Below are 24,872 nucleotides of genomic sequence, written 5' to 3' on the forward strand. Positions count from 1 at the left end.
TTGGCGCGCTGCTTAGGTGTGGCACCTGTGCGGCGCGGCAATTAGGGCGTACCGAATTCGTAAACCGTGGCGGCGCATTGCCCACGGCGCACCAACCCGCAAGGCGGCCCGATTTTTGGAAGCTGCCCGCTAGTACCCACACTTTTGCTCTTCTCAAAGCCGAAGCCCGATGCTGCACCTCTCCCCTACCCGCCTGCTGCCCGTACTGCTCCTGGGTGCCGCCGCCTGCAGCGCGCCGCGGTCTGTTATCCACTCGGGCAAAGTCACGCCCAAGGGCGAGTTTAAAGTTGGCGGCGACTTCGTGATGAACGTCGGCAACGAGGCCATTAGCCAGGCTACCGGCGCCGTGAAGGACCTGGCCGAGCAGGCCGCCAAGCAGGACACCGTAAACTACCGCCCGGCCATCGACCGGGTGCAGGCCGCGGCCCTGGCCTACGTACTCGATCCGGTACAGCTCGCGCCCGATTTGTACCTGCGCTACGGCGTGGCCAACCGGGTTGACGTGGGCTATAAGTTTTCGTTCGGGGCGCACAGCCTCGATGCCATGTACCAGTTTTTGGGGCCAACGGGCACGCCCGAGCGCCCCGGCGGGCAGGCCGGCGCCACCTACGCCAGCATTGGGCTGCAGCTATCGGCGCAGCGGGCCAAGCTGCCCAGCATCCCGTTTCTCGACGATGCCGAGCAGCTGCTGGGTTTTCGGGCACGGCGCTACGATATCATGGTGCCGCTGGTATTCAGCCAATCCCTAGGTGCCGAGGAGGAAATCGGCCACATTGCCTACGGCCTGGCCTACAGCCGCTCGTTCCTGACGTACCGCTTCGAGCCCGGGCGCTTGTACACGGGGCCGGGCAGCGGGCAGGTGAGCGAACGAATTCCGGCCATTAAAGCCAGCCAGAGCTACGGAGCCCTGGGCGGTTTTGTGAATGCCAAATTTGGTTACCGCTACGCCTACGTGCTGCCGGCACTGGCCGTGTACTACCAGAACTATGGCACGTACCAGCTGCTCAACAACCGCACGGCCAAGCTCAAGGGATTTACGTTTATCCCGTCGCTGGGCCTCCAGATTCGCATACCCGGCAGCGGGCGGTAACCGCCGCCTTGGGTGCTAGTGCTGGGCGGCGTTTTGCTGCATGTAATCTTCGGATAGCACGCGGTAGCGGTCGAAAATGGAGCGCACCGCCCGCCGCATTACCATGGAGGCTTGGGCCGTGTTGGGAGCGGTTACGTTGGATGCGTAGCCCTGCCACACGGCCCGGCCGTTTCGGTGGTCGATGAGGGTGATGAGCAAGGTGCCGTCGCTGAGCAGGTACCGCACGCGGTCGTAGCCCTGGCGCTGGTCGGCGGGCAGGTCTTCGGTTTCCACCACGTCCTGCTTCAGCCAGTGCATCAGGTCGGGCTGATCGTAGCCGGTAAAGCGCATGGCCCCGTCGTACACCCGAAACGACACCAGCAGATCGGGCCGGCGCTGGTTGAGGCGGTAACCCTGCGAGCGAAGGTGCGTCTGGATGGCCTCGCGCACGGCCTCGTCGACCGCCACGGCCGTATCGGCCTGCAGCTTGCTCATGCTTTGCAGAAAACCAAAGGTGCGGTAGTGGCGGAAGTTGCCGGCGTAGCTGTAATCCGACTCGATGCGGCTTTCGCGGGCTGTGAAACAGCCACTGAGTAACAGGCTTAGCAACGCGGCGGAAGCGGTAGCGGTGGGTTTCATAGGCTCGGAACGAAACGTTGGCGGTGAATCCAGAAGGTACTCAAAAATTCCGCTACGCAAAAACCCTATACATTGATACTCAAATTGTAGGCTCGACAACCGAGCAAAGGCTCGCAGAATTGCTATATTGCTTTTCCGGCCTTGTGCAGGGCTTTGCTTATGCTCGAATTTTACCTCAACGACCAGCTGGTACGCCCCGCCCAACCCGCTGGCAGCACCCTCCTCGATTTCGTTCGTTATCAGCAGCACCTTACCGGCACCAAAATAGGTTGCCGCGAAGGCGACTGCGGCGCCTGCACCGTGCTGGTAGGCGAGCTGCAGCCCGACGACCAAACCGTGCGCTACCAAAGCATGACCAGCTGCCTCACGCCGCTGGGCAATGCCCACGGCCGCCACATTGTAACCGTTGAGGGCATTAGCCCCGCCGAAGGCCGCGCGCTTACGCCGGTGCAGCAAACCGTGGTGGCCGAGGGCGGCACGCAGTGCGGCTTTTGCACGCCGGGGTTCGTGATGTCGCTGACCGGGCATTGCCTGGGCGGTGCGGCTACCCCCGAGGCCACGCGCGCCGCCATGGATGGCAACATTTGCCGCTGCACGGGCTACAAGTCGCTGGAGCGCGCGGCTGATAAGCTGGCCGCCCACCTGCTGGAGCGCGACGCCGCCCCGGCCCGACTGGAGTGGCTGATTACGCAGGGCTTCGTGCCAGCGTACTTTGCCCACATGCCCGCCAAGCTGGCCCAGCTGCGCGCCGCCACTGCTGCCGATGTTGCCGCCCAAACCGGCGGGCGCACGCCCGCTGCGGCCGAGCTGCCGGCCAGCTGGCTGTTGGGCGGCGGCACCGATTTGCTGGTGCAGCGCCCCGACGAAGTGCTGGCCGCCGAGGTAAACCTGCTCTACGGCCACGCCACGCGCTGCTACGTGCGCGAGCTGCCCAACGGGCAAGTGGCCCTAGGTGGCGCCACTACCGTGGACGACCTGCGCCGCTCCGAGCTAATGCAGCGCCACTTTCCGCAGCTGGCGCGGCACCTCAAGCTGGTATCGAGCACGCCCATCCGCAACATGGCCACCGTGGCGGGCAACTTCGTGAATGCCTCGCCCATCGGCGACCTCACCATTTTCTTCCTGGCCCTAGGTGCCGAGCTGACGTTGCAGGACGCGGCCGGCCAGCAGCGCACTTTGCCGCTGCGCCAGCTGTACCGCGGCTACAAGCAGCTCGACCGCCGCCCCGACGAGCAGATTGTGGAAATCCGTTTCAGTCCGCCAGCTGCGGGCGAGGTGTTCAACTTCGAGAAAGTCAGCAAACGCACGCACCTCGATATTGCCAGCGTAAACTCGGCCGCCCGGCTGCACGTGGCCGAGGGCGTGGTGCAAGCGGCGCACCTGTCGGCTGGTGGCGTGGGGCCCACGCCGCTGTACTTGGGGCAGGCCTCAGCTTACCTCATCGGCAAACCACTTACGCCCGACACACTGCGCGGCCTGAACGAGGTGGCGCAGCACGAAATCAGCCCCATCAGCGATGCGCGCGGCGCGGCTGAATACAAGCGACTGCTCTTGCGCCAGCTGTTGTACGCGCATTTTCTGGAGCACTTTCCGCAGCATATAAGCTTGGCGGCGCTGGTGTAGCCGAAGGCCAAAACTCCCCTCCTTCTTCAAGGAGGGGACGCCGTGCCGAAGGCGCGGCTGGGGTGGTTCCGTCGTTGCTGATGTTAGGTAGCGACTTCAATCACCCACCCCAAACAAGCCCTAGGTCAACAACGTCAGCAACGATTGTCAACCACCCCAGCATCAGCAAGCTGATGCGTCCCCTCCTCATCTGAGGAGGGGAGCTTTTTTCTCTCGCTTCGCTTCTCCCATGCACAACCTCGACGCTGCCGGCCACGTGCGCGGCGAATCGCAATACCTCGACGATATTCCGGTGCAGCGCGGCACGCTGCACGCGGCCGTGTACGCCTCGCCGCTGGCCCACGGTAAGCTGAACGGCTTGCGACTGGAGGCCGCGCTAGCGGCGCCCGGCGTGGTGCACATCCTCACGGCGGCCGACATCCCCGGCGAAAACCAAATCGGTGGCATTGTACCCGACGAGCCGCTGCTGGCCGAAGGGCACGTGCATTTCAGGGGGCAGCCGGTGGCGCTGGTGCTGGCCGAAACCGAACCGCAGGCCCGCGCTGCCGCCAAGCTGATCGAGGCCGACATCGAGCCCTTGCCCGTAATTACCGATCCGAGGGTGGCCCACGCGCAAGGCGAGCTGATTGTGCCGCCCCGCACCTTCCGCCTCGGCGACCCCAGTGCAGCGTGGGCCCAGTGCGCGCACATCATCGAGGGCACGGCCGAAAGCGGCGGGCAGGAGCACTTGTACATCGAAACGCAGGGCGCCTACGCTTACCCTACTGAGCAGGGCGGTGTGCGGGTGCACTCCTCCACGCAAGGCCCTACCGCGGCCCAACGTCACGGGGCGCGCGTGTTGGGCATTGGCATGCACCGCATCGAGGTAGATGTGGTGCGCCTGGGCGGCGGCTTCGGCGGCAAGGAAGACCAGGCTACTCCATGGGCTGTGCTGGCGGCCCTAGGTGCCTACCTGCTGAAAAAGCCCGTGAAGCTGGTGCTGCCCCGCCACGACGACCTGCGCATGACGGGCAAGCGCCACCCCTACTCCTCCGACTACAAGCTGGGGCTTTCGGCCGATCTGAAGCTGCTGGCCTACGAAGTTACCTTCTACCAAAACGCCGGTGCCGCGGCCGATTTGTCGCCGGCGGTGCTCGAGCGTACGCTGTTCCACAGCACCAATACCTACTTCATCCCGAATGTGCAGGCCACGGCTTACAGCTGCCGCACCAACCTGCCGCCCAACACGGCCTTCCGTGGGTTTGGTGGGCCGCAGGGCATGTTCGTGATTGAGTCGGCCATTGCCAAAGCGGCCGAGCAGCTGGGCGTGCCGGCGGCCGAAATTCAGCGCCGCAACCTGCTGCAGGAGGGCGACAAGTTTCCGTTCGGCCAGCCGGCCGAGCTGTGCAATGCCCACGCCTGCTGGCAGCGTGCCGAGCAGGCTTTCGACCTAGGCAACTGGCAGCAAGAAGTGGATGCCTTCAACCAAAGCAATGCACTGCACAAGCGCGGCTTGGCCATCATGCCCATCTGCTTCGGCATTTCCTTCACCAAAACGGCCATGAACCAGGCCCGCGCCCTGGTGCACATTTACACCGATGGCTCGGTAGGCATCAGCACCGGCGCCGTGGAAATGGGCCAGGGCGTGAACACGAAAATGGTGGAAGTGGCGGCGCGCACCCTAGGTATCCGGAGCAACCGCATCCGCATCGAAACCACCAACACTACGCGCGTAGCTAATACCTCGCCTTCGGCCGCTTCGGCCACCGCCGACCTCAACGGCAAAGCCGTGCAGCTGGCCTGCGAGCAGCTGCGCAAGCGTCTGCTGGCCTTGGCTGCCGAAGAGCTGTGCGTAGCCGAAGAAGGCCTGGAGATTTGCGACGAGCGGGTGCTCACGGCCGGCCACCCCGTCGAGTCGGACTGGGAAAAGCTGGTGGCGTCCGCGTACTGGAAGCGCGTCAGCCTCTCCGAAAACGCGCACTACGCCACGCCCGATTTGTGGTTTGATCAGAAAACCGAAAGCGGCTACCCCTTTGCCTACCACGTGTACGGCACCGCCGCCGTGCAAGCCACCGTGGATGTGCTGCGCGGCACCTACGTGCTCGATGCCGTGCGCCTCGTGCACGATTTCGGCCAAAGCATGGCCCCGGGCATCGACCGCGGACAGGTAGAAGGCGGCCTGGTGCAGGGCCTGGGTTGGATGACCATGGAAGAATTGCTCTACGACGAGCAAGGCCGGCTGCTCAGCAATACCCTCAGCACCTACAAAGTGCCCGATTTGTACTCGGTGCCCGCCGATGTGCAGATCGAGTTCCTGGAAACCGAAGGCCACCCGCGTGCCATTTTGCGCTCCAAAGCCGTGGGCGAGCCGCCGCTGATGTACGGCATTGGCGGCTACTTTGCCGTGCGCAATGCCATCCGAGCTGCTCGGCCCGATGTAGCGCCGGCGTTTTCGGCGCCCATCACGCCCGAAAAGGTGCTGATGGCTCTGTACGCACCTAGGGCCGAGGCAGCACCGAATGCCGTATCGCAGGCGTCTGCAGCCCAAAGTGCCACCAGCGCCTAAGTCGGATTTAAGTTATCTGGAGTTGCTTTTGCCTTGAGCTTGCTTACCGCTTCCCCTTCCGTTCCGCGCGATTTGCCGGTGTGGCAGCACGCCTGTGCGTGCCTGCGCGCCGGCACGCCCGCTACGCTGTTGCTGGTGGTAAGCAGCAGTGGCTCGAGCCCCGGCCGGCAGGGTTTTAAAATGACGGTTGCGCCGGGCAGCATGGCGGGCTCGGTGGGCGGCGGCATCATGGAGCACAAGTTTGTGGAGCTAGCGCGCAGCCGCATGGCCGAGGGCAACCACGAGCTGCTGCTGCGCCCGCAAATACACCGCAGCGAAGCGCCGCACCACCGCTCCGGCATGATTTGCTCGGGCGAGCAAACCTTGCTGCTGCTGCCGTTGCGGCCCGCGCACCTGGCTGCACTCGATGCGATTGTGGAAGTGCAGCAACGCGCCGGCAACGGCTGGTTTGAAGTGCGGGCCGATGGCTCTTTGCACGTGGGCACCGGCCCGGCACCTAGGCCGCTGGGCTACGCCCCCTACACCGCCCTAGGTGCCCACGATTGGCGCTACACCGAGCACCTGGGCTTCCGCGACCAGCTTACCATTATCGGGGCCGGACACGTGGCGCTGGCGTTGTCGCGCATCGTGGCCACGCTCGATTTTCACCTCACGGTAATTGACGACCGGCCGGGGCTGAACACCCTGCTCGACAATCCCTACGCCCACCAAAAGCACTGCGTACCCTACCACGAGCTGGCCGGCACCGTGCCTGCCGGCCCGCACCACTACGTGGTCATCATGACGTTTGGCTACCGCTCCGATGCTGTTGCCTTGCGCCAGCTCATCAACCACCCGTTGGCTTACCTAGGGCTGATGGGCAGCGAAGCCAAAATTGCTCAGCTGTTTGCCGAGCTGCGCCACGAGGGCTACACCGAAGCCCAGCTGAGCCGGGTGCACGCGCCCGTAGGCGTGCCCATTAGCAGCCGCACGCCCGAGGAAATTGCCATCAGCGTGGCCGCGCAGCTTATTCAGCAGCGCAACGCCCCGCCGGCGGCGCGCACCTAGGGCACGGCCACCAGCGGGGCGTTGCGGTTGGGCGGCCGTTGTTATTCCGAGGAAGTTGCCATGCCGGGTAAGTTGTCATTCCGAGCAGAAGCGAGGAATCTGGTGGGAGCATCAAGACGAACGCGTGGCCAAAACTCTTGTCCAGATTCCTCGCTTCCGCTCGGAATGGCAAGCCAGATAAACCCGCTGCCGATGCACGACCTAGCGCTTTGCCGCTATGGCTCGTTGCGCTGCGGCAGTGGCCGGGCCATAGGTCGGCTGAATCATGGCTAGCTCATCGATAGCAAAGCCCGACGACTTAACCCAGCGCAGGAACTCCGGCGTGCGGATATCCTCGATGCGGTCGTACTGGTGCCGGGCGTTGATTTGCTCGGCCAGCTCGCGGCCGGCGGTTTGCTCGATCAGGTACGCCACGGCACAGGGGCGGCCGGTGCGGTCGATAAAGCACGGGCGGCGCTCGTGCGGAAAATCGTAGTTGGCGGGGTATTGTCCTGCCATCCAGTAATTGCGCAACAGCTTAAGGGCGTGGTAGCGGTTGCGGCGCTGGCGGTTGGTAAGGGCGCGGGTGCCTTTGCGCTGCAAAAAAGCCTCTACGTACTGAAAATGGGCCGTTATGCGTAGGTGTTCGTTGGTGGTAGCAGTGGGCTCGGTGCCAAACTTGCGGACGTAGCTTACGTCGCCGATAACCGCATTAACGGCCTCGGCGGAGGACGGTTTGCGCTGGCAGCACACGCACAGCAGCGCGCCCAGCAACAGGTGGGTGAGGATAAGGGGCAGTTTCACGGTGGAGAGCAGTAGTTGTATTCAATAAGCTGTACTTAAAGATGATCGTATTGCCTTTGCCCCGGCAAGTTATATACACGATCCTACAAAACATAAAATAGTTTCAACAAAATAAAAATACTATTGGTAACCCGCAGCCTGCAGCCTGAACAGCTCGGCGTAGCGCCCGCCGCGGGCCAGCAGCTCCTGGTGCGAGCCGATTTCGACGAACTGCCCGTGCTCGATAACGAGGATGCGGTCGGCCATGCGCACGGTGCTGAAGCGGTGCGAAATGAGCACGGCGGTTTTGCCCTTGGTCAGCTCCGCGAAGCGCAGAAACACCTCGTGCTCGGCGCGGGCATCGAGGGCGGCGGTGGGCTCGTCGAGGATGAGCAGCTGGGCGTCGCGCATGTAGGCGCGGCCCAGGGCAATTTTCTGCCACTCGCCGCCGCTTAGGTCCACGCCGCCGGCAAATCGCCGGCCAATCATCTGCTCGTAGCCGCCGGGCAGCTTGCCAATTACCGTATCGGCGAGGCTGCGGCTGGCCGCGTCCGCGATGCGCGGCTGGTTCTGGCGCTCATCAATGCGACCCACGGCAATGTTTTGGCCCGCCGGCAGCTGAAAGCGCACGAAGTCCTGGAATATCACCCCGATTTCCTGGCGCAGCTCGGCCGGGTCGTAGGCGCGCAAATCGTGGCCGTCGAGCAAAATGCGGCCTTCGGTGGGGTCGTAGAGGCGGGCCAGCAGCTTTACCAGCGTGGTTTTGCCGGCGCCGTTTTCGCCCACCAAAGCCAGCTTTTCGCCGGCGCGCAGCTCGAAGCTGAGGTGACGCAAGGCCCATTTTTCGGCGTTGCGGTACTTAAAGCCTACCTCCTCGAACCGGAAGCCTTGCCGGATGGGCCTGGGGAACGGCAGGTAGGGCTGGCTGGCATCGCGCACAATGCGCGGCTGCATCTCGAAAAAGTCGAAGAAATCTTGCAGGTACAGCGCGCCGTCGGCCAAGGAGCTAAAGCGGCTTAGCACGCCTTCGAGCAAGCCGCGCAGGCGCCCAAACGAGCCGGCCAGAAACGTGAGCTGGCCCACCGTCATGCGGCCGTTCACGGCCTGCACAATCAGGTACAAGTAGGCGGCGTAGTAGCCCATGGTGCCAATGGCGGCAAACACGGTGCCCCAGCCGGCGCGGCGCAGGGCCAGCGTGCGGTTTTTCAGAAAGAATTCGGAGGAAAGCGTCCGGAACCGCTCGATCAGAAACCCCGACAACCCGAAGATTTTTACCTCCTTGGCCGTGTCGTCGGAGGCGCCGGTTTGGCGCAGGTAGTCCAGCTCGCGGCGTTCGGGCGTCCAGCTGTGCACCAGCGAGTAGCTGCGCTCGTTAAAGTGCGATTCGCCCAGAAAAGCCGGCACCACGGCCACGCCCAGGAGCAGCAGCAGCCAGGGGTTGTAGGCCACCAAACCCGCCGCCAGGAAGCCCATGCTCAGGATATCCTGCGCCTGCCCCAGGAGCTGCGACATAAGCATGGTGCGCGACAACGTTTGCCGGCGGGCGCGCTCCAGCTTGTCGTAGAACGTGGCGTCTTCGAACTGATCGAGGTCGAGCTGGGCGGCGTGCTCCATCAGCTTTACCGAGGAGTAGTTGGCCAGCAAATCGCCCAGCAGCGAATCGAGCAAAGCCACGGCCCGACCTAGGGCATCGGAGAGCACCGCCAGGCCAAACTCGATGGCTACCAGCGTGAGGATGGGCATGAGTGGAGCGTTGCCGGCGTTTGGCGCCTGGTTTAGCGCTACTACTTCGTCAATAATAAGCCGACCGATGTACAACACGGCCAGCGGCAGCCCGGCACGCACCAAACGCAGCAGCGCGTTGATGATGAATAACCTAGGGCTGGTTTGCCACACCAGCCGCATAAAGGCCGGGATGTTGCGCAAGGCCGACACCCGCTCGCGGAAGGTAAGCGCCGGCTTGCCATCGGTGCGGGGCCGCTTGGCCGAAATGCGGCGGAAGAAGGTTGTCCAGAAGCTCATAAGTCGTACGGGTGCATACGCGAAGGTGCAACAAGCGGCTACGCGCAATGGGCCGGCCAATGCCCTAGGTGGCCGGCGCGGCCTGCGGCCGTGGCAGCAACCGGTAGCCACCTAGGGCGTTGCAGTTCGGCATGGGCCGCCCGCTGCTAATTGCTCCGAAATTACCGTGGCTTCGACTGCCCTGCAAAAACGCGTGTTGCGGGAATTTATCGCCGGGTGCCATCGGGAAAGGCATTTTTTCGAAGACAAAAGAATCGTGCAACTAACCACCTACCAAGATGCCCGCGGGCAATTGAATTGGGTGGTTAGCGCTCTGATTGACGACCGGTTCAAGGACAATCCAACTATCACTTACAGCTTAATTGACGACACACTGATTCTGGATTAGTACCTGGCGAAGCGGGAGAGATGCTTGGCTGACGCCTTCCTGCGGTTCGGCAAGCTCAGCATGACGGGCTGGGCAAGCATGTTGCCCCAAAACGAAACCCGCCCTAGGTGCCCGGCGGCACCGCAGGTCGGCGGAACCCGCGGATACCTGGCTCCCGCGCGGCTTACCTTTGCCGCGCCACCCGCGTACTACCTCCTCATGCCTACTGCCCCCGCCCGGGTTTACACAGCCGGTTTCTGGCTGATGTGCCTTAGCTCGTTTCTGTTTTTCCTCTCCTTCAACCTGCTGATTCCGGAGCTGCCCGACCACCTCACGCGCCTGGGCGGCGGCGAGTACAAGGGCTTTATCATTGCCTTGTTCACGCTCACGGCCGGGCTGTCGCGCCCGTTCAGCGGCAAGCTGGCCGATACGGTGGGGCGCATTCCGGTGATGGTGGTGGGCTCGTTGGTGTGCTTTATTTGCGGGTTCTTTTACGTGTGGGCCACCACGGTTTTCAGCTTTTTGCTGCTGCGCCTGCTCCACGGTTTCAGCACGGGGTTTAAGCCCACGGGCACGGCCGCGTTCATCGCCGATATTGTGCCCCTGGAGCGCCGCGGCGAGGCCATGGGCTACCTGGGCGTGGCGGGCTCGTTGGGCATGGCGGCCGGGCCGGCGCTGGGCGGCTACCTCACCACGTACTTCCCCCTGAACACCTTGTTCTACCTGTCGTCGGGGGCGGCGCTGCTCTCGGTGCTGGTGCAGGGCACCATGACGGAAACCCTCCCCCGGGCCCAGCGGCAGCGGTTTCACCTAGGGCTGCTGAAGCTGCAGTGGCACGAGGTGCTCGACGGGCAAGTGCTGGCCCCGGCCGTGGTTACGCTCCTGTGCCTGTTTCCGTACGGCGTGATGCTCACCGTCATCCCCGACCAAAGCCGCACCCTCGGCATCGACAACAAAGGCCTGTTTTTCACCTGCTACACGTTGGCCTCGCTGGTTATTCGCCTGGTGGCCGGCCGCGCCTCCGACCGCTACGGCCGCGTGCCGGTGCTGCGCATTTCCAGCCTCATGCTGCTGGTGGCGCTGGTGGTGCTGGCCCTGGCCCAAAGCAAGCTGGTGTTCCTGGGTGCCGGGGTGCTGTTCGGGCTGGCCGCCGGCCTCAACTCCCCCACCCTGTACGCCTGGACGGTAGACCTGAGCGACCCGGAGCGCCGCGGCCGCGCCGTGGCTACCATGTACATTTTTCTGGAGGTGGGTATTGGCCTGGGTGCCTTGCTGGCCGGCTGGCTCTACAGCAACGAGCCCACCCGCTTGCCGTGGGTGCACGGGCTTAGCGTGGCATGCGTGGTGGCCGCGCTGGTGTACCTGTACCGGCAGCCTACCCAGCAGCTTATTCGCGGATAAGCCAGGCACTAAAAATATTCATACAATCTTCATTTCGATATAGCGTTGGCGTGTACTTTTAGGCTACCAAACCTGCGTATCCTCTGCACTTAGCCGCGGCCATCCAGTTTTGGAGTGGTTTTTATCGCGCTATATGCTTTCATTTTTACGCCGAATTGGCCTGGCAGCTGCGCTGGGCGTCATTACGCACTCGCTATCCGCTCAGGACGACCCTATCAAATTTGGCAAGATTGAGGCCACGGCTTTTGAGGCCTCGCAGTACAAGGGCAGCAAAGAGGCTTCGGCCATCGTGCTCTGCGATTTTGGCACCTCGCGCATTGTAGGGGCTCAAGACGGATTCAAGGTCGTGTTCGATCGGGTTACGCGCGTGCTGGTGCTCAACAAAGCCGGCTACGAGCAAGCCACCGTAGCCGTGCCGCTGTACCACCACGAGGGCAACAAGGAAGAGCTGCTGAACCTGCGCGGCTTTACCTACAACCTGGCGGGCGATAAAATTGAGAAACTGAAGCTCGACGGCAAGGCTACGTTTGAGGAAAAGCTCGACGAGCGCCGCAGCCTGCGCAAGTTTACCATGCCCGCCGTGCGCGAGGGTTCCATCATCGAGTACGCCTACACCATCAAATCTGACTTCCTGTTCAACCTGCAGGACTGGCAGTTTCAGCGCGATGTGCCGGTGGCCTGGAGCGAGTACCGCACCATTATTCCGGGCTACTTTCAGTACAAGGAAATTCCGCACGGCCACCTGCCCTACGCCGCGCAGGGCCGCGACATTGTGGGCTACTCCACGGGCTACACCCAATCCACCTCCGACCACTACGGCGTGCACAGCGCCGCCACGGGCTCGGGCCACCAATTGCTGCTTTCGGGCAAGGCCGTGCGCAGCGTGTGGGTGATGAAAAACGTGCCGGCGTTTCGGGAGGAGCCCTTCATGACCACCCGCAACGACTACCTGGCGGCCATCGACTTCGAGCTCGACAAGGTAGTGTTCGACCCCCAACGGCCGCAACAGGTCAGCTCTACCTGGGAAAAGATTGCCACCGACCTGCTGCAAGACGAAAAATTTGGTGTGCGCCTGCAAGGCCGCTCGCCGCTGCACAGCGCTGCCGAGGCCCTGAAAACCCAACACGCCGACCCAGGCGCGCGGGCTGCTGCTGCGGTGGCTTTGGTGCAGGGCAAAGTGCGCTACAACAGCCAGGAGCGCCTGTATGCCACCAACGCCCTGCGCCGCGTGGCCGACCTAGGCCAGGGCTCGGCGGCCGAAATAAACCTGCTGCTGGTGCAAACCCTGCGCGACGCCGGCCTGGAGGCGCAGCCCGTGCTGCTGAGCACGCGCCGCAACGGCACCATCCAAACGGAGGTGCCGGTGCTCAGCCAGTTTAACTACGTGGTGGCCGCCGTGGCCATACCCGGCCAGCCCGAGCTGCTGCTCGATGCCACCGAGCCCCTGGTGGCCCCCGGCACCCTGCCCGCGCGCTGCCTCGGCGGCCAGGGCCGCCTGATTACGCCCGGGGGTGGCAAGTGGGTATCGTTGGCGCCCAAGCAGCGCCACCTGCGCCTTACCAGCGCCCGCCTTACCCTCGACGCCCAAGGCGGCCTGCAGGGCAGCCTGCGCGAGGAGTACAACGGCTACGCTGGCCTGGCCGAGCGCAACGAAGTGGCCGCCCAGGGCGAGCCAGCCTACCTGAAAGCCCTGGCCCAGCAGCACCCCGATTGGAAGCTGACCGACGCCAAACTGCTGAATCTGGACAAACCCGACCAGTCGTTGTTGCTCGAAACCAATTTGGCGGTAGCCACGCCTGCCAACGGCGCCGGGCAGCAGCTCTACTTGCCGGTAATGCAGCTCGTTACCAACCTGAAAAACCCCTTCGAGCACGCCGAGCGCACGTACCCCGTCGATTTTGGCACCCAGCACGAGGCCATTGCCACGGTGCAGCTGGTACTGCCCGCCAGCCTGGCCGTGGAGGAGCTGCCCAAACCCCTGCAGCTGGAGCTGCCCAACGGCGCAGGCCGCTACATCTACGAGGTGAAACAAATGGACAACACGCTGCACCTCACCAGCCGCCTGCAGCTGCGCAAAACGCAGTATCTGCCCCACGAGTACGCCGCCCTGCGCGAGCTGTTTACCCGCTCGGTAGCCAAACACGCCGAGCCGCTGGTGCTGCGCCGCGCCCAATAGCCTGCCGCCGCCGCGTTGGTGCCGGGCTACCTAGGGCTGGCTGAGCAGGCTTACTTCTTCTCCCCGATTCATCTCGCTAACCAATTATTTATGAAGCACTGTTTACCCCTGTTGCTAACCTTGGCTGGTGCTCTGGGCAGCGCCGCTTTCCTGCCGGCCCTAGGTCAGGCCGACCCCATCAAGTTTGGCAAGATCGAGGCAAAGGAGTTTGATGCGGCCGCCTTCAAGGCCGATAGCGCCGCCAATGCCGTTATCCTGTGCGACTTTGGCCGCACCCGCTTCAACGTGGGCCCCAAAGGCAATTTTCAGTACGTGTTTGAGCGCACCACGCGCATCAAAATCCTGAAGAAGGGCGGCTACGAGTGGGCCGATGTGCAAGTGCCGCTCTACCACAAAGCCAGCGACGAAGAAAAGGTCAGCGGCCTGCACGGCTATACCTACAACATGGGCGCCAATGGCCAGATTGAGAAGGTGAAGCTGGAAACCAGCAGCGCCTTTACCGAAAAGGCTTCCGAGAACATTACGCTGCGCAAGTTTACCATGCCCGCCGTGCGCGAGGGCTCCGTAATCGAGTACACCTACACGCTTACCTCCGACTTCCTGTTCAACTTCCAGGACTGGCAGTTTCAGCACAGCATCCCGGTGCGCTGGAGCGAGTACCGGGCCGCCATTCCGGAGTACTTCGACTACAAGCAGCTGTGGCAGGGCTACGAGCCGCTGGCCGTGCAGGAGCGCAACGAGGGCAACGGGCAGTACACCATCCGGTGGTCGTCGGAGATTACGCCGGGCCTCGATGGCGGCCGCACCTCGGGCGGCAGCGTTACGGTTACACCTAGGGTGACGCACCACCGCTGGGCCATGCAAAACGTGCCCGCCCTGCACGAAGAGCCCTACATGACCACCACGCGCGACTACGTGTCGCGGCTCGATTTTGAGCTGTCCGGCGTGAAGTGGCCCGACGAGCCATACCGCGACATGAGCAGCTCGTGGCCCAAAATGCAGCAAGAGCTGCTCGAAAGCGAAAACTTTGGGATGCAGCTGCGCAAGGGCGGTTTTCTGAAGGCTGAAATCGACGCCATCGTACAAAAGCACGCCAACCCGCTGGAGCGCGCCGCGGCCGTGCACGACTTGGTGCGCCGCAACGTGAAAGCCAGCGGCACGGGCCTCTACGCCACGGGCTCCATCCGCAAAACCTGGGAGCAGCACCGCGGCACGGCCGCCGATGCCAACCTGCTGCTGATTACCCTGCTGCGCGACGCCGGCCTGAAAGCCAACCCCCTGATTTTGAGCACGCGCGAGCACGGCTACGTCAACACCACGTTCCCGCTGCTCTCGCGCTTCAACTACGTGGTGGCGCACGTGCAATTGCCCGACAGCCAACAGGTGCTGGCCGACGCCACCGAGGAGCTGGCCCCCTTCGGGATGCTGCCGGCTGCGTGCCTCAACGGCCAGGGCCGCCTGATTACCAGCGTGAAAGAGGGCACCTGGGTGCCGCTGCAGTCGAAGCACCGGTTTGTGCATTTCCGCTCGGCCCAGCTCACGCTCGATGAACGCGGCAGCCTTACCGGCAAAATACGCGACGAAGGCGCCGGCTACCTGGGCTTAGTGCAGCGCAACAAGCTGCGCGAGCACGGCGAGAAGAAATACGTGGAAGGCCTGCTGAAAAACCACGGCGGCTGGAAGATCGACAAGTTTGCCTTCCAGAACGTGGATGCCTTGGGCAAGCCCCTGGCGCTCGACCTGGAGGTGCGCGCCCCCGGCGAGTCGGAGCAGCCCCTAGGTACCATTTACCTCAACGTGCTGCAAACCCTCAACCAGGCCAGCAACCCTTTCCTGCTCACGGAGCGCCGCTTTCCGGTTGATTTCGGTACGCTGCTGGAAGAAACCAACATGGTAACCCTAACCATTCCCGACAACTACACCGTGGAGGAAATGCCTGCCAGCGCCGCCGTGGAGTTGCCCGATGGAGGCGGCCGGTTCCTGTTCAGCATTACGCCCATGGGCAACAAGCTGCAGATTACCAGCCGCATGGTACTGAGCCGGGCCCTGTACCTGAGCGAAGAATACCCCTCGCTGCGCGAGTTTTATGCGCGCATGCTGGCCAAGCAGTCCGAAAAAATCGTGCTCAAGCGTAAATCATGAGCCTAGGTTGGTTTTCCTTTTCGCAGCTGCGTGCGGCAGTGGCCGCTGCCTTGTGCCTGGGGCCGCTACCCGGCCGCGCTGGGCAGGCCCCGCAGTGGCCGGTAAGCAGCATTGCGGCACCGCTGCGCCAGAATGCGCACGCCGTAATTCGGCAGCAGGATGATATCCTGACGGTAAAGTCGGCGGGGCGCATGGTATACACCGTACACCGCGTGGTAACCGTGCTCGATGAGCAGGGCGACAACTGGGGCGTGGCCGCCGTGCCCTACGACAAGCTGACCCAGATAAGCTACCTGCGTGGCACCGTGTACGACGCCCAGGGCCAGGTGGTGCGTACCCTGCGTGCGGCCGACATCAAGGACTACAGCAACGTAAGCGGCGCCAGCCTTTTCGAGGACAACCGCATGCGCGTGGCCGACCTGCGCCAGCCCCGCTACCCCTACACCGCCGATTTCACCTACGAGTACAGCTCCGACAATACGCTGAACTTCCCGACCTGGAGCCCCCAAGACGAGGAGCACGTAAGCCTGGAGCATGCCACCCTGCGCGTAACCACCCCGCCCGAGTTGCCGCTGCGCTACCTCGAGGAACGGCTACCCCAAGGCGGCGCGGTCGTCAAAAGCCAGCAAGGCAGTCAGTTGGTGTATGCCTGGCAACTTACCAACCTGCCGGCCCTGGAGCGCGAGCCGTACAGCCCCCCCGTAGCCGAGCAGGTACCCACCGTGTACACCGCCCCTACCGCTTTTGAGGTGCAGGGCTACCGCGGCGACATGACCACCTGGCAAGGCCTAGGTAAGTGGGAGTACGACCTGAACCAGGACCGCGGTGAGCTAAGCCCCGAGGCCAAGGCCAAAGTGGCCGCCTTGGTGAAGGACGTAACCGACCCGCGCCAGCGCGTGCGCAAGGTGTACGAGTACCTGCAGAACTCCACGCGCTACGTGTCGGTGCAGCTGGGCATTGGCGGTTGGCAGGCGTTTCCGGCCAGCACCGTGGCCAGCACCGGCTACGGCGACTGCAAAGCGTTGTCGAACTACTGCATGGCACTGCTGCGCGCCGCCGGCGTGGAAAGCTACTGCGCCATTATTGGGGCCGGCGACCAGCGGGCGGCCATCCGCACGTCGTTTCCGAGCAACCAGTTCAACCACATGATTTTGTGCGTGCCCATGGCCAAGGATACGGTGTGGCTGGAGTGCACCTCGCAGAGCGAGGCCTTTGGGTACCTAGGCTCGTTTACGGGCGGGCGCCACGCCCTGCTGCTTACGCCGCAAGGGGGCAAGCTGGTGCGCACGCCGGCCTACGCTGCCGCCGCCAACGGCCAGTTCCGGAGCGCCAGCGTAACGATCGACGCCCAAGGTTACGGCCGCGCCACGGTGCGCACGGTTTCCTCGGGCCGGCAGCAGGATGAGCTGGCGCAGATGATAGCGGCGCTGCCGCCCGACGAGCAGCGCAAACGCGCCTACGCCCGCCTCGATTTGGCCGCGGTTACCATCGAGCAAAGCAGCTGGCAGCCCAACCACCAGGGCGTGCTGCCCACCGTTACCGAGCGCCTCACGCTGGCCCTGCCCAGCTACGCCTCGCTTACCGGACGGCGGCTGTTTTTGGTGCCCAACCTGCTGAACCGCCTGCCGCCGCCTGCGCCCAGCGTGGGGGCGCGGCAAACGCCGCTGGAGTTGCACCTGCCCTTTAACGATGCCGATACCGTGCGCTTTGCGGTGCCGGCCGGCTACAAGCCCGAGTCGGTGCCGGCGCCGGTGCAGCTGCGCACGGCGTTTGGCAGCTACGATGCCCAGGTACAGGTGCTGCCCGATGGCACTATCCAGTACATCCGGCGGCTGCAAATGCCCAGCGGCCGTTTCGGGGCGGCGCAGTACGAGGCCTACGAAGGCTTCCGGCAGCGCATCAGCAAAGCCGACCGCATGCAGCTGGTGCTGGTGCGGCCCGAGTCCTGATATTGGGCCACCAGTAGGTTTGCAACAACCGCCACCCGGGCCCGGGTGGCGGTTGTTTTTTTGCGGGCTCTATCTTTTGCCTTCGGCCGCAACGGTTTGGCAACTATTTTTCGGCCCGCAGACATTACAGCAGAACACCCCGGCGTGTCCGTAGGCGTGCCCGCCAAGGTGCCAAGGCCGCTTGCCCGCCCGCCTACCTAGGCCGTTGGGTGGCGGCAAAAGCCGTAAATTGATTTTTCAACTCTCGAAGCCGCATTCGAAACGGAAATGCCTATGCGCACATTGTTTACCCTGCCTGGTTGGGCGTTGCGCCGCGCCGTGCTCCGCGGCCTGCTTGTAGCGGGCATTGGGTTGCCCTTTTCGGCCACGGCGCAGCGGGTGCTGTGGGCCGATGCCAAACCCGCGCAGCTGCCGGCCGCTGCCCGCAGCACGGCTCAGGCCCTAGGTCGGTACCGGGTGGTAACGGTGCAAATGGCCAACGTGCGCGCTGCGCTGGCCCCGGCGGCCGGCGGCAGCAACGCCCGCGGGGCCGCCCCGGTAGTATCGTTGCCGTTGCCCGATGGCAGCTCGGGCCGCTTTCGGGTAACCGAAAACCAGGTGATGGCGCCCGCGCTGGCGGCTCGTTATCCCGCCATCAAAACCTACACCGCACAGGGCATCGACGACCCCACGGCCACGGCCTACCTCGATGTTTCGCAGGCCGGGCTGCACGCCATGATTTTGTCGGCGGGCAACACGGTGTACGTCGACCCGACCCCGGGCGGGCCCGAGCACCTGGTGTTTTACAAGCGCGACATCACCGATGCGGCGCTGGCCCGGCGCGTGTGCCTAACCCAAACGCCCTCGGTGCTCAACCAGCGCCTGAGCCCGCTGCAAGGCGGCACGGCGGCCCGCAGCAACGGCACCCAGCTGCGTACCTACCGCCTGGCCATGGCCTGCACGGGCGAGTACGCGGCCAAAAAAGGCGGCACCACCGAAGGCGCCCTGGCCGGCATTGTGGCCTCGGTAAACCGCGTGAGCGGGGTGTACGAAAAGGAGCTGTCGATTCGGTTGCAGCTGATTGGCAACACCGATCAGCTTATCTTCCTCGACCCTGCTACCGACCCCTACACCAACGAAAGCTCCGAGGCTACCCTCAACACTAATCAGCAGATTACCGACCAGCGCATCGGGCCGGCCAACTACGATATCGGCCACGTGTTCACGACCGATGGCGGCGGCCTGGCGGGCCTGGGGGTGGTGTGCGTGGGCAACAACAAGGCCCGGGCCACCACCGGCCTGCCCAACCCCGTGGGCGACGCTTTCGATATTGATTTTGTGGCGCACGAAATGGGCCACCAGTTTGGCGCCAGCCACACCTTCAACAGCAACGAGGCGGGTAACTGCAACCCGGGTACCCGCTCGGGCTCGGCCGCTTACGAGCCGGGTTCGGGCTCCACCATCATGTCGTACGCGGGCATTTGCTCGCCGCAAAACCTGCAGGCCAACTCCGATGCGTATTTCCATACCCGCAGCTACGACGAAATCCTGGACCACGTAACCAACCGGGGCGCCTGCGCGGCCACCGCCAACACCGGCAACCGCCCGCCGGTGGCGAATGCGGGGGCTGATTACACCATCCCGAAAGGCACGCCCTTCGAGCTGACGGGCACTGCCTCCGACGCCGACGGCGACGCCCTCACCTACTGCTGGGAGGAATTTGACCTAGGGCCGGCCGGCAACCCCAACCAGCCGCAGGGCGACGCGCCGATTTTCCGCTCGTTTCCGCCTACCGCCAACCCCACGCGCGTTTTCCCGCGCCTGGGTGCCTTGCTGGGCAACCTCAGCACCATTGGCGAGGTGCTGCCGCAGTACGGCCGTATGCTCAACTTCCGGCTTACCGTGCGCGACAACCGCGCGGGCGGGGGCGGCGTGAACTACGACGCCGTGCGGGTGCCCGTGGCCGACAACGCCGGGCCGTTTATCGTTACGTCGCCCAACGCCAACGTTACCTGGCGCACCACTGTGCCGCAGCAGGTAACCTGGGACGTGGCCAATACCACGGCGGCGCCCGTAAGCGCGGCGCGGGTCGATATTCTGCTTTCGGTTGACGGCGGCCTGACCTACCCCTACACGCTGGCCGCCGGCACCTCCAACGACGGGGCCGAGCAGGTAACCGTACCGGCCGGCGTGCCCGCCTCGGGGCAGGTGCGCCTGAAGGTGAAAGGCACCGGCAACATCTTCTTCGACATATCCGACCAGAATTTTACGCTGCAAACGCCCACCGGGCCGGGGTTCTTCCTGAGCAGCGACTGCGCCAACAGCACGCAGGCGCTTTGCCCCGGCAACTCGGTTAGCTGCAGCCTGAGCGTGGGCCAGGTGCTGGGCTTTGCGGGGCAGGTAAGCTTGTCGGCTACGGGCGTGCCGGCGGGCGTGAACATCGGCTTTGGCAGCACGCAGGTAGCGGCGGGCAGCACCACCACGCTCACCATTGGCGCCACGGCGGCGGCCGCCTCGGGCACCTACCCCATTACGGTAGTGGGCACCAGCGGCGGCACCACCGAAAGCCAGATTATCAACCTGGTGATTCGCAACTCGGCCAACGTGCCCCCCACGCTGCAGCAGCCCGCGGCCAACGCGCTCCGCACGCTGCCGCAACCGGTGTTCCGGTGGTCGGCCCTACCGGGCGCCACCTCCTACGATTTGCAGGTGGCCACCGATGCCGGCTTCAACAACGTGGTAATCAGCCAAACGGGACTGCAAACCAACTCGTACGCATCCGCCAGCGCGCTGCAGGAAAACGGCCGCTATTACTGGCGGGTGCGCGGCACGGCCGAGTGCGGCGTGGGCAATTGGTCGGCAGGCGAGCAGTTTTACGTGGGCCGGCTTAGCTGCGCCACCTACGCGCCCACGGGCCTGCCCCTTGCCATTGCCAACACCACCAACGCCACGGCCATTTCTACCATCACGGTAAACAGCGCCGAAGCGGTATCGGCCGTGCGGGTACGCGATGTGCGCATAACCCACCGCGACCTGGGCGAGCTGGTGCTGGAGCTGCGCGGACCCGATAACACCCGCGTGCGCCTGGCTTCCTCGCCGTGTCCGGGCTTCGCCAACATCAATGCCAGCTTCGACGACGCGGCTACTACGGGAATCGTCTGCCCCATCAATACCGGCGGCACCTACCAACCCGAAAGCCCCCTGGCGGCCTTCCGTGGCACGCCCGCCAACGGCCCCTGGACGCTGCACGTGCTCGACGTGGCCCCCGGCAATGCCGGCTCGCTCACCAACTGGGTGCTGGAGCTTTGCACCGTGCAGGATGCCGTTACGAGCAACCGCGGCACCAGGCAGCTGCAAGGCGTATCGGTGTTCCCCAACCCGAGCACCGGCCGCTTCGAGCTGAACGTGGACAACAACCTGCGCGGCACTCTGCAGGTGCGTGTAACCGATGCCGTGGGCCGCACCGTGCTCAGCGAGCAGCTTACCAAGGGTGCCGGCCAGTTGCGCCATACCCTCGACCTAGGCAAGCTGAGCCAGGGCGTGTACCACCTGCAGGTGGAGTTGCCCGGCGGCGGCACGGCCATCGAGAAGCTGATGAAGCTGTAACCGGCTTTCCGTACTGCTGACGCGACCAAGCGGCGGCTCCTGCCCGGGCAGGAGCCGCCGCTCGGCTTTTATTCAGGTCGTAAGTTCGGTCATGCTGAGCAAAGTCGAACCATCTCTACCGCTTCGTCGGCACGTCATGTCGAGCTTGCCGAGGCATCTCGCTGGCTAGTCTTGTCATCCTGAGCAAAGCGAAGGACCTTATCACGTCAGGACCTCACGGGACCCCTCCGGGGCACGGCCCCCTACCTCGCTCCATGCGCGACATCGTAGAGAGGAAAGCGGTTGCTATCGGACGTCAGCACGCGAGATGTCTCGACAAGCTCGACATGACGGGCAGTGAACGGTGCAGACGAAGCGGCAGAGATGCTTGGCTGACGCCTTCCTGCGGTTCGGCAAGCTCAGCATGACGTTCGACGAGCCGGATGGCAGAACCCAAACCCGCTTTCGAGGCGGCGCCTACAACGCCACGCGCAATTGCGCTTTCACCTCGGAGCGTTGCGGGCCCTGAATTTCCTCCAGGCCCGAGCCCACGGTTTTTTGCCCGCGGTACGTGGTAGTGGCGTAGCGCACCCACATGGTAATGCGGCGGCCCAGCTTGTACTCGGCCAGGGCATACACGCGGGTGCCGCGGCCGGCCAGCGCCGGCACCGAAAAAGCGTACAGCACATCCTGTTCGTAGGCATACTGGCGGGTGTCGTAGTCGTCCGTATCGAAGAGGGCGTAACGCGCCGACAGGCGCAGGGCGCGCACAGGCTGCACGGTTACATCCTGCGCCAGCAGGTAGCCGGTGCGCCGCGGCCCTAGGAGCTGGCTGTAGTGGGTGCCCTGCAGGCGGGTGCGCAGGCTGAGGATGCTGCTCGGTCTGGTGTCGTAGAACAGCAGCAGGGAACGGCGCACGGTGGGCACCGGCTCGGGCACGGGGCGCGGGCCGTCGGCGTCGTAGGCTTTTTGGCGGGTGCGCACCTGGGCGTAAAGCTGGCTCGTTTTGGTGGGCGCAAACGCCACGCGCACCAGCCAATCGTAGCCGCGCGAGGGGGCGCTTACCTGGTAGCGCAACCACGGAAACCGAAACTGATCGTAGTAGGCCGCCAGCTCCCAGCGCGCCACCGGCCGCACTTTCAGGCCCAGGTACAAGCCGCTTTCGTTGATGGTGCGGGTGTTTTCGCCGAACGCATTGCCGTAGAGCGTATGAAAGTTGCGCGCGTAGTGCCGGTACAGCACGGCGGCATCTACATCCTGACCGAGGCTAGCCAGCAGGCCGTTTACGGTGCCCAGGCCGCCGCTGCTGCTGCGGGCCGTTTCGCCGAACAAGCTGAGGTTGCGCCAGCCGTAGCTGTAGTGCGCCGATACCGCCAGGTTTTGCTTCCCGCTGAACTCGAACAAATTGTACGGCTCGGGGCGGCGCTGCAAGGGCTGCCCGAAAGCGGTGCCTACGGCCGTCAGCCCCAGGCTCAGCTGGCGGCCTATGGGCGCAAAGCTCACGTTGCCGCCCACCATGCCCTCGCGCAAACTGCGGCGGTTGCGCAGCTCCGAGGCCGTGCGGTGGAAACCCGTCAGCAGCAAGCCCGAGGCAAAATCCGTGGCTTCTTCCTCCAACGAGTCGGCCACGGCGGTGCGCAGCGTCGCATCCACGCGCTTCAGCGAGGCAAAACCGGTGAGGCGCCAACCCGGTGTCGGCGCTACCGTGGCCGCTGCTCCGCGGAAAAACGCGCTTTCGAGCACCGAGGTGTAGGGACGGATGCCCAGGTTAGAGCGGCGCAGCGTGGTAATGGTTTCGGCCCCCTTGCCCACCTGCAACCCCGACGACAGCAGCAGCCCTTGCCCGAACTGCAGCTGGTAGTCGCCTACAATCACGGCCTTCAGCCGGCCGCGCTCAAACAGCCCTAGGTGCGCCGAGTAATAATCGAAGCCGTAGCGGCGGGTACCCGGGCTCCAGATGAGTTGCTCGCCGGCGTCTTTTTCGGCCGCCAGGCCAATGCTGAAATCGCGCGCGTGGCTGGTTCGGAAGCGTACCAACAGCTTATCGGGCGAGCCTAAATAGCGGCTGGCTGGGGTGCCGTTGCTGTTGAGGGTGGGCGCCGTGTAACCTTTGCGCTGCTGCAGCACCCGCTCGTAGCGGATGAACAGCGCGTTGTTTTCTTCCTGCCGAATGCGCTGCCACAGCGGCCCGCGCACCGCGTTGCCGCTCGGCTCGCCCACCGTCACGAAGGGCGCCAGCCGGTAAATGGTGCGCAAATCCAGCTCGTCGATGCTTTGCAGCTCATACAGGCTCAGCAGGGCTCCGTTTCGCTCGCGGTGCTCGAGCAGGGCCGTAACCTGCGCCGGCGAGAGCAGCAGCAGGCTCGTCAGCTCCTCGCGGGTGGCGGTGTTCAGGTTGAGCGGCGTTTGCAGGTATTGCAGCAGGGTTTCGTACAGGTCCTCGTAGGGCTGCTGGTCGCTTTGCGGCTCGGCAAACAGCTCCTGCAGCAGCCGGTCGAGGTCGGGGCGCGGGCGCGGGTAGTCCTGCACCTGGGCCTGCGCGCGCGGCGCACCTAGGGCGCACAGGGCCGCGAGCAGCAGCCCCGCTCCTGCCCGGCCGCGGCGCACTTGGTTACCTAGGCAGCTCATGGCGCGGCTTCGGGTTTGGGTTCGAAGCGCAGGCTTACGCTCAGGTGCTGGCTCAGGCCCAGCGCGTTGTGCCAGGCCGCGGCGTAATCAAGCCGAGCGCGGCCAAAGCGCAGCCCCAGGCCGCCGGTCATCTGCCCGGTTAGCGTAGCCACGCCGGCGCGCAGCGCCAGCGCCTCGGCGGCCTGGTACTCGAGGCCGGCCTTGAAGTCGGCGGCCTGCTCTACGTCCTTTTCGGTTTCAATCAGCAGCAGCACTTTGGGCGCGGCGCGGTAGCTAAGGCCGGCCTTCAGCACGGTAGGCACGCGCTCGGTCTGATACTCGGCCAGCCGGGCCTGGTTGAGGTTGTAGAGGTAGGCCCCGAAAGTCAGCTTCTGCGGAATCACCTCGGCCTGCCCGCCCAGCGACAACGCCACCGCGCGGCGGCTGCCCAGCCCCTCGATGCGCACTTGCAGCACATCGGCCCGCGCGCCCACGCTGAAAAGCCCCAGGCGGTAACCGTAGCCCACGCCGGCCCGCTGCTCGTTGTAGAGCTTGCCGCCAAAACGCTGCAGTTCCACGCCCACCACGCCGTGCGGCGCTGCCGTACCAGCGCTACCCGCGGGCTGCCTACCTAGGGGCAATGCCGCGGCCAAAGCAGCCGTGCCAAACTCCGGAATCAGAAACCGATTATCGGCGTACACCGCGGCTTCGGGCCGCGTGAGGGCGCCCAGGCCCGCTACGTTGTTGCCCACAGCCCATACATCGGCCAGCGTAACGGCCGCGTTGCCCAACGCAGCTGCGCGCCCACCGCGAACACCGGGCCCGTTGCCCTGCGCCGCGCCGAAAAGCGGTAAAAAGACGAATAACAGCCCTAAGTATAGTTTTGGCATAAGCACGCACATTACGACGCTATAAAGTTCTGAAGAAGAACCGGCAACAAAAAAGCCCCGACGCCTTTA

At 64.3% G+C, this 24,872-nt stretch carries 15 protein-coding genes; 10 read left to right on the forward strand and 5 right to left on the reverse strand.

Annotated features, from left to right (window positions below; all coding sequences use genetic code 11):
- Window positions 1-169 precede the first annotated feature (169 nt).
- The gene (locus OIS50_RS10385; RefSeq protein WP_264690569.1) at window positions 170-1,090 is read left to right on the forward strand and encodes a hypothetical protein; all 921 of its coding nucleotides are present in this window, start codon (window positions 170-172) and stop codon (window positions 1,088-1,090) included.
- Window positions 1,091-1,105: 15 nt separating this feature from the next.
- On the opposite strand, the gene OIS50_RS10390 is transcribed toward OIS50_RS10385, so the two are convergent.
- Window positions 1,106-1,708 carry a DUF4136 domain-containing protein gene (locus OIS50_RS10390; RefSeq protein WP_264690570.1) on the reverse strand — a complete coding sequence of 201 codons (603 nt, stop codon included), beginning with the start codon at window positions 1,706-1,708 and terminating at the stop codon, window positions 1,106-1,108.
- 159 nt (window positions 1,709-1,867) lie between these two features.
- Here OIS50_RS10390 and OIS50_RS10395 point away from each other — a divergent pair, with 159 nt between their 5' ends.
- From OIS50_RS10395 to OIS50_RS10405, 3 genes are all read left to right on the forward strand, one after another.
- Complete coding sequence (locus OIS50_RS10395) at window positions 1,868-3,331, forward strand: FAD binding domain-containing protein (protein ID WP_264690571.1); 1,464 nt, start codon at window positions 1,868-1,870, stop codon at window positions 3,329-3,331.
- Window positions 3,332-3,560: 229 nt separating this feature from the next.
- Window positions 3,561-5,876, forward strand: coding sequence for a xanthine dehydrogenase molybdopterin binding subunit (locus OIS50_RS10400; RefSeq protein WP_264690572.1), 2,316 nt, complete (start codon window positions 3,561-3,563; stop codon window positions 5,874-5,876).
- 39 nt (window positions 5,877-5,915) lie between these two features.
- Window positions 5,916-6,923 carry an XdhC family protein gene (locus tag OIS50_RS10405; RefSeq protein ID WP_264690573.1) on the forward strand — a complete coding sequence of 336 codons (1,008 nt, stop codon included), beginning with the start codon at window positions 5,916-5,918 and terminating at the stop codon, window positions 6,921-6,923.
- A 201-nt stretch (window positions 6,924-7,124) separates the two neighbouring features.
- On the opposite strand, the gene OIS50_RS10410 is transcribed toward OIS50_RS10405, so the two are convergent.
- Window positions 7,125-7,706: a hypothetical protein gene (locus OIS50_RS10410; RefSeq protein ID WP_264690574.1), complete on the reverse strand. Its 582-nt coding sequence runs from the start codon at window positions 7,704-7,706 to the stop codon at window positions 7,125-7,127.
- A gap of 120 nt (window positions 7,707-7,826) precedes the next feature.
- Window positions 7,827-9,707: an ABC transporter ATP-binding protein gene (locus OIS50_RS10415; protein ID WP_264690575.1), complete on the reverse strand. Its 1,881-nt coding sequence runs from the start codon at window positions 9,705-9,707 to the stop codon at window positions 7,827-7,829.
- Between the two features lie 166 nt (window positions 9,708-9,873).
- Here OIS50_RS10415 and OIS50_RS10420 point away from each other — a divergent pair, with 166 nt between their 5' ends.
- The 6 genes from OIS50_RS10420 (at window position 9,874) to OIS50_RS10445 (ending at window position 21,327) form a co-directional block, all read left to right on the forward strand.
- The gene (locus OIS50_RS10420; protein WP_264690576.1) at window positions 9,874-10,095 is read left to right on the forward strand and encodes a hypothetical protein; all 222 of its coding nucleotides are present in this window, start codon (window positions 9,874-9,876) and stop codon (window positions 10,093-10,095) included.
- Between the two features lie 198 nt (window positions 10,096-10,293).
- Window positions 10,294-11,475 (forward strand): MFS transporter, encoded by a 1,182-nt coding sequence (locus OIS50_RS10425; RefSeq protein WP_264690577.1) that lies wholly within the window; start codon window positions 10,294-10,296, stop codon window positions 11,473-11,475.
- A 133-nt stretch (window positions 11,476-11,608) separates the two neighbouring features.
- A complete protein-coding gene (locus OIS50_RS10430) occupies window positions 11,609-13,651 on the forward strand; it encodes a DUF3857 domain-containing protein (RefSeq protein WP_264690578.1) in 2,043 nt (680 codons plus the stop codon).
- A gap of 90 nt (window positions 13,652-13,741) precedes the next feature.
- Complete coding sequence (locus OIS50_RS10435; RefSeq protein ID WP_264690579.1) at window positions 13,742-15,793, forward strand: DUF3857 domain-containing protein; 2,052 nt, start codon at window positions 13,742-13,744, stop codon at window positions 15,791-15,793.
- Entirely contained in the window at window positions 15,790-17,742 is a 1,953-nt protein-coding gene (locus OIS50_RS10440; RefSeq protein ID WP_264690580.1) for a DUF3857 domain-containing transglutaminase family protein, read from the forward strand. Before OIS50_RS10435 ends, OIS50_RS10440 begins: the two co-directional genes overlap by 4 nt.
- Window positions 17,743-18,015: 273 nt before the next feature.
- Window positions 18,016-21,327: a reprolysin-like metallopeptidase gene (locus tag OIS50_RS10445; RefSeq protein ID WP_264690581.1), complete on the forward strand. Its 3,312-nt coding sequence runs from the start codon at window positions 18,016-18,018 to the stop codon at window positions 21,325-21,327.
- A gap of 456 nt (window positions 21,328-21,783) precedes the next feature.
- Here the strand turns inward: OIS50_RS10445 and OIS50_RS10450 are convergent, their stop codons facing one another.
- Together OIS50_RS10450 and OIS50_RS10455 are read right to left on the reverse strand one after the other, a co-directional pair.
- Window positions 21,784-23,934: a helix-hairpin-helix domain-containing protein gene (locus OIS50_RS10450; protein WP_264690582.1), complete on the reverse strand. Its 2,151-nt coding sequence runs from the start codon at window positions 23,932-23,934 to the stop codon at window positions 21,784-21,786.
- A complete protein-coding gene (locus tag OIS50_RS10455; RefSeq protein WP_264690583.1) occupies window positions 23,931-24,803 on the reverse strand; it encodes a hypothetical protein in 873 nt (290 codons plus the stop codon). The genes OIS50_RS10450 and OIS50_RS10455 overlap by 4 nt, the downstream gene beginning before the upstream one ends.
- Window positions 24,804-24,872: the final 69 nt, after the last annotated feature.

Origin of the sequence: Hymenobacter sp. YIM 151858-1 (genome assembly GCF_025979705.1) — a bacterium.
Lineage (GTDB): Bacteria > Bacteroidota > Bacteroidia > Cytophagales > Hymenobacteraceae > Solirubrum.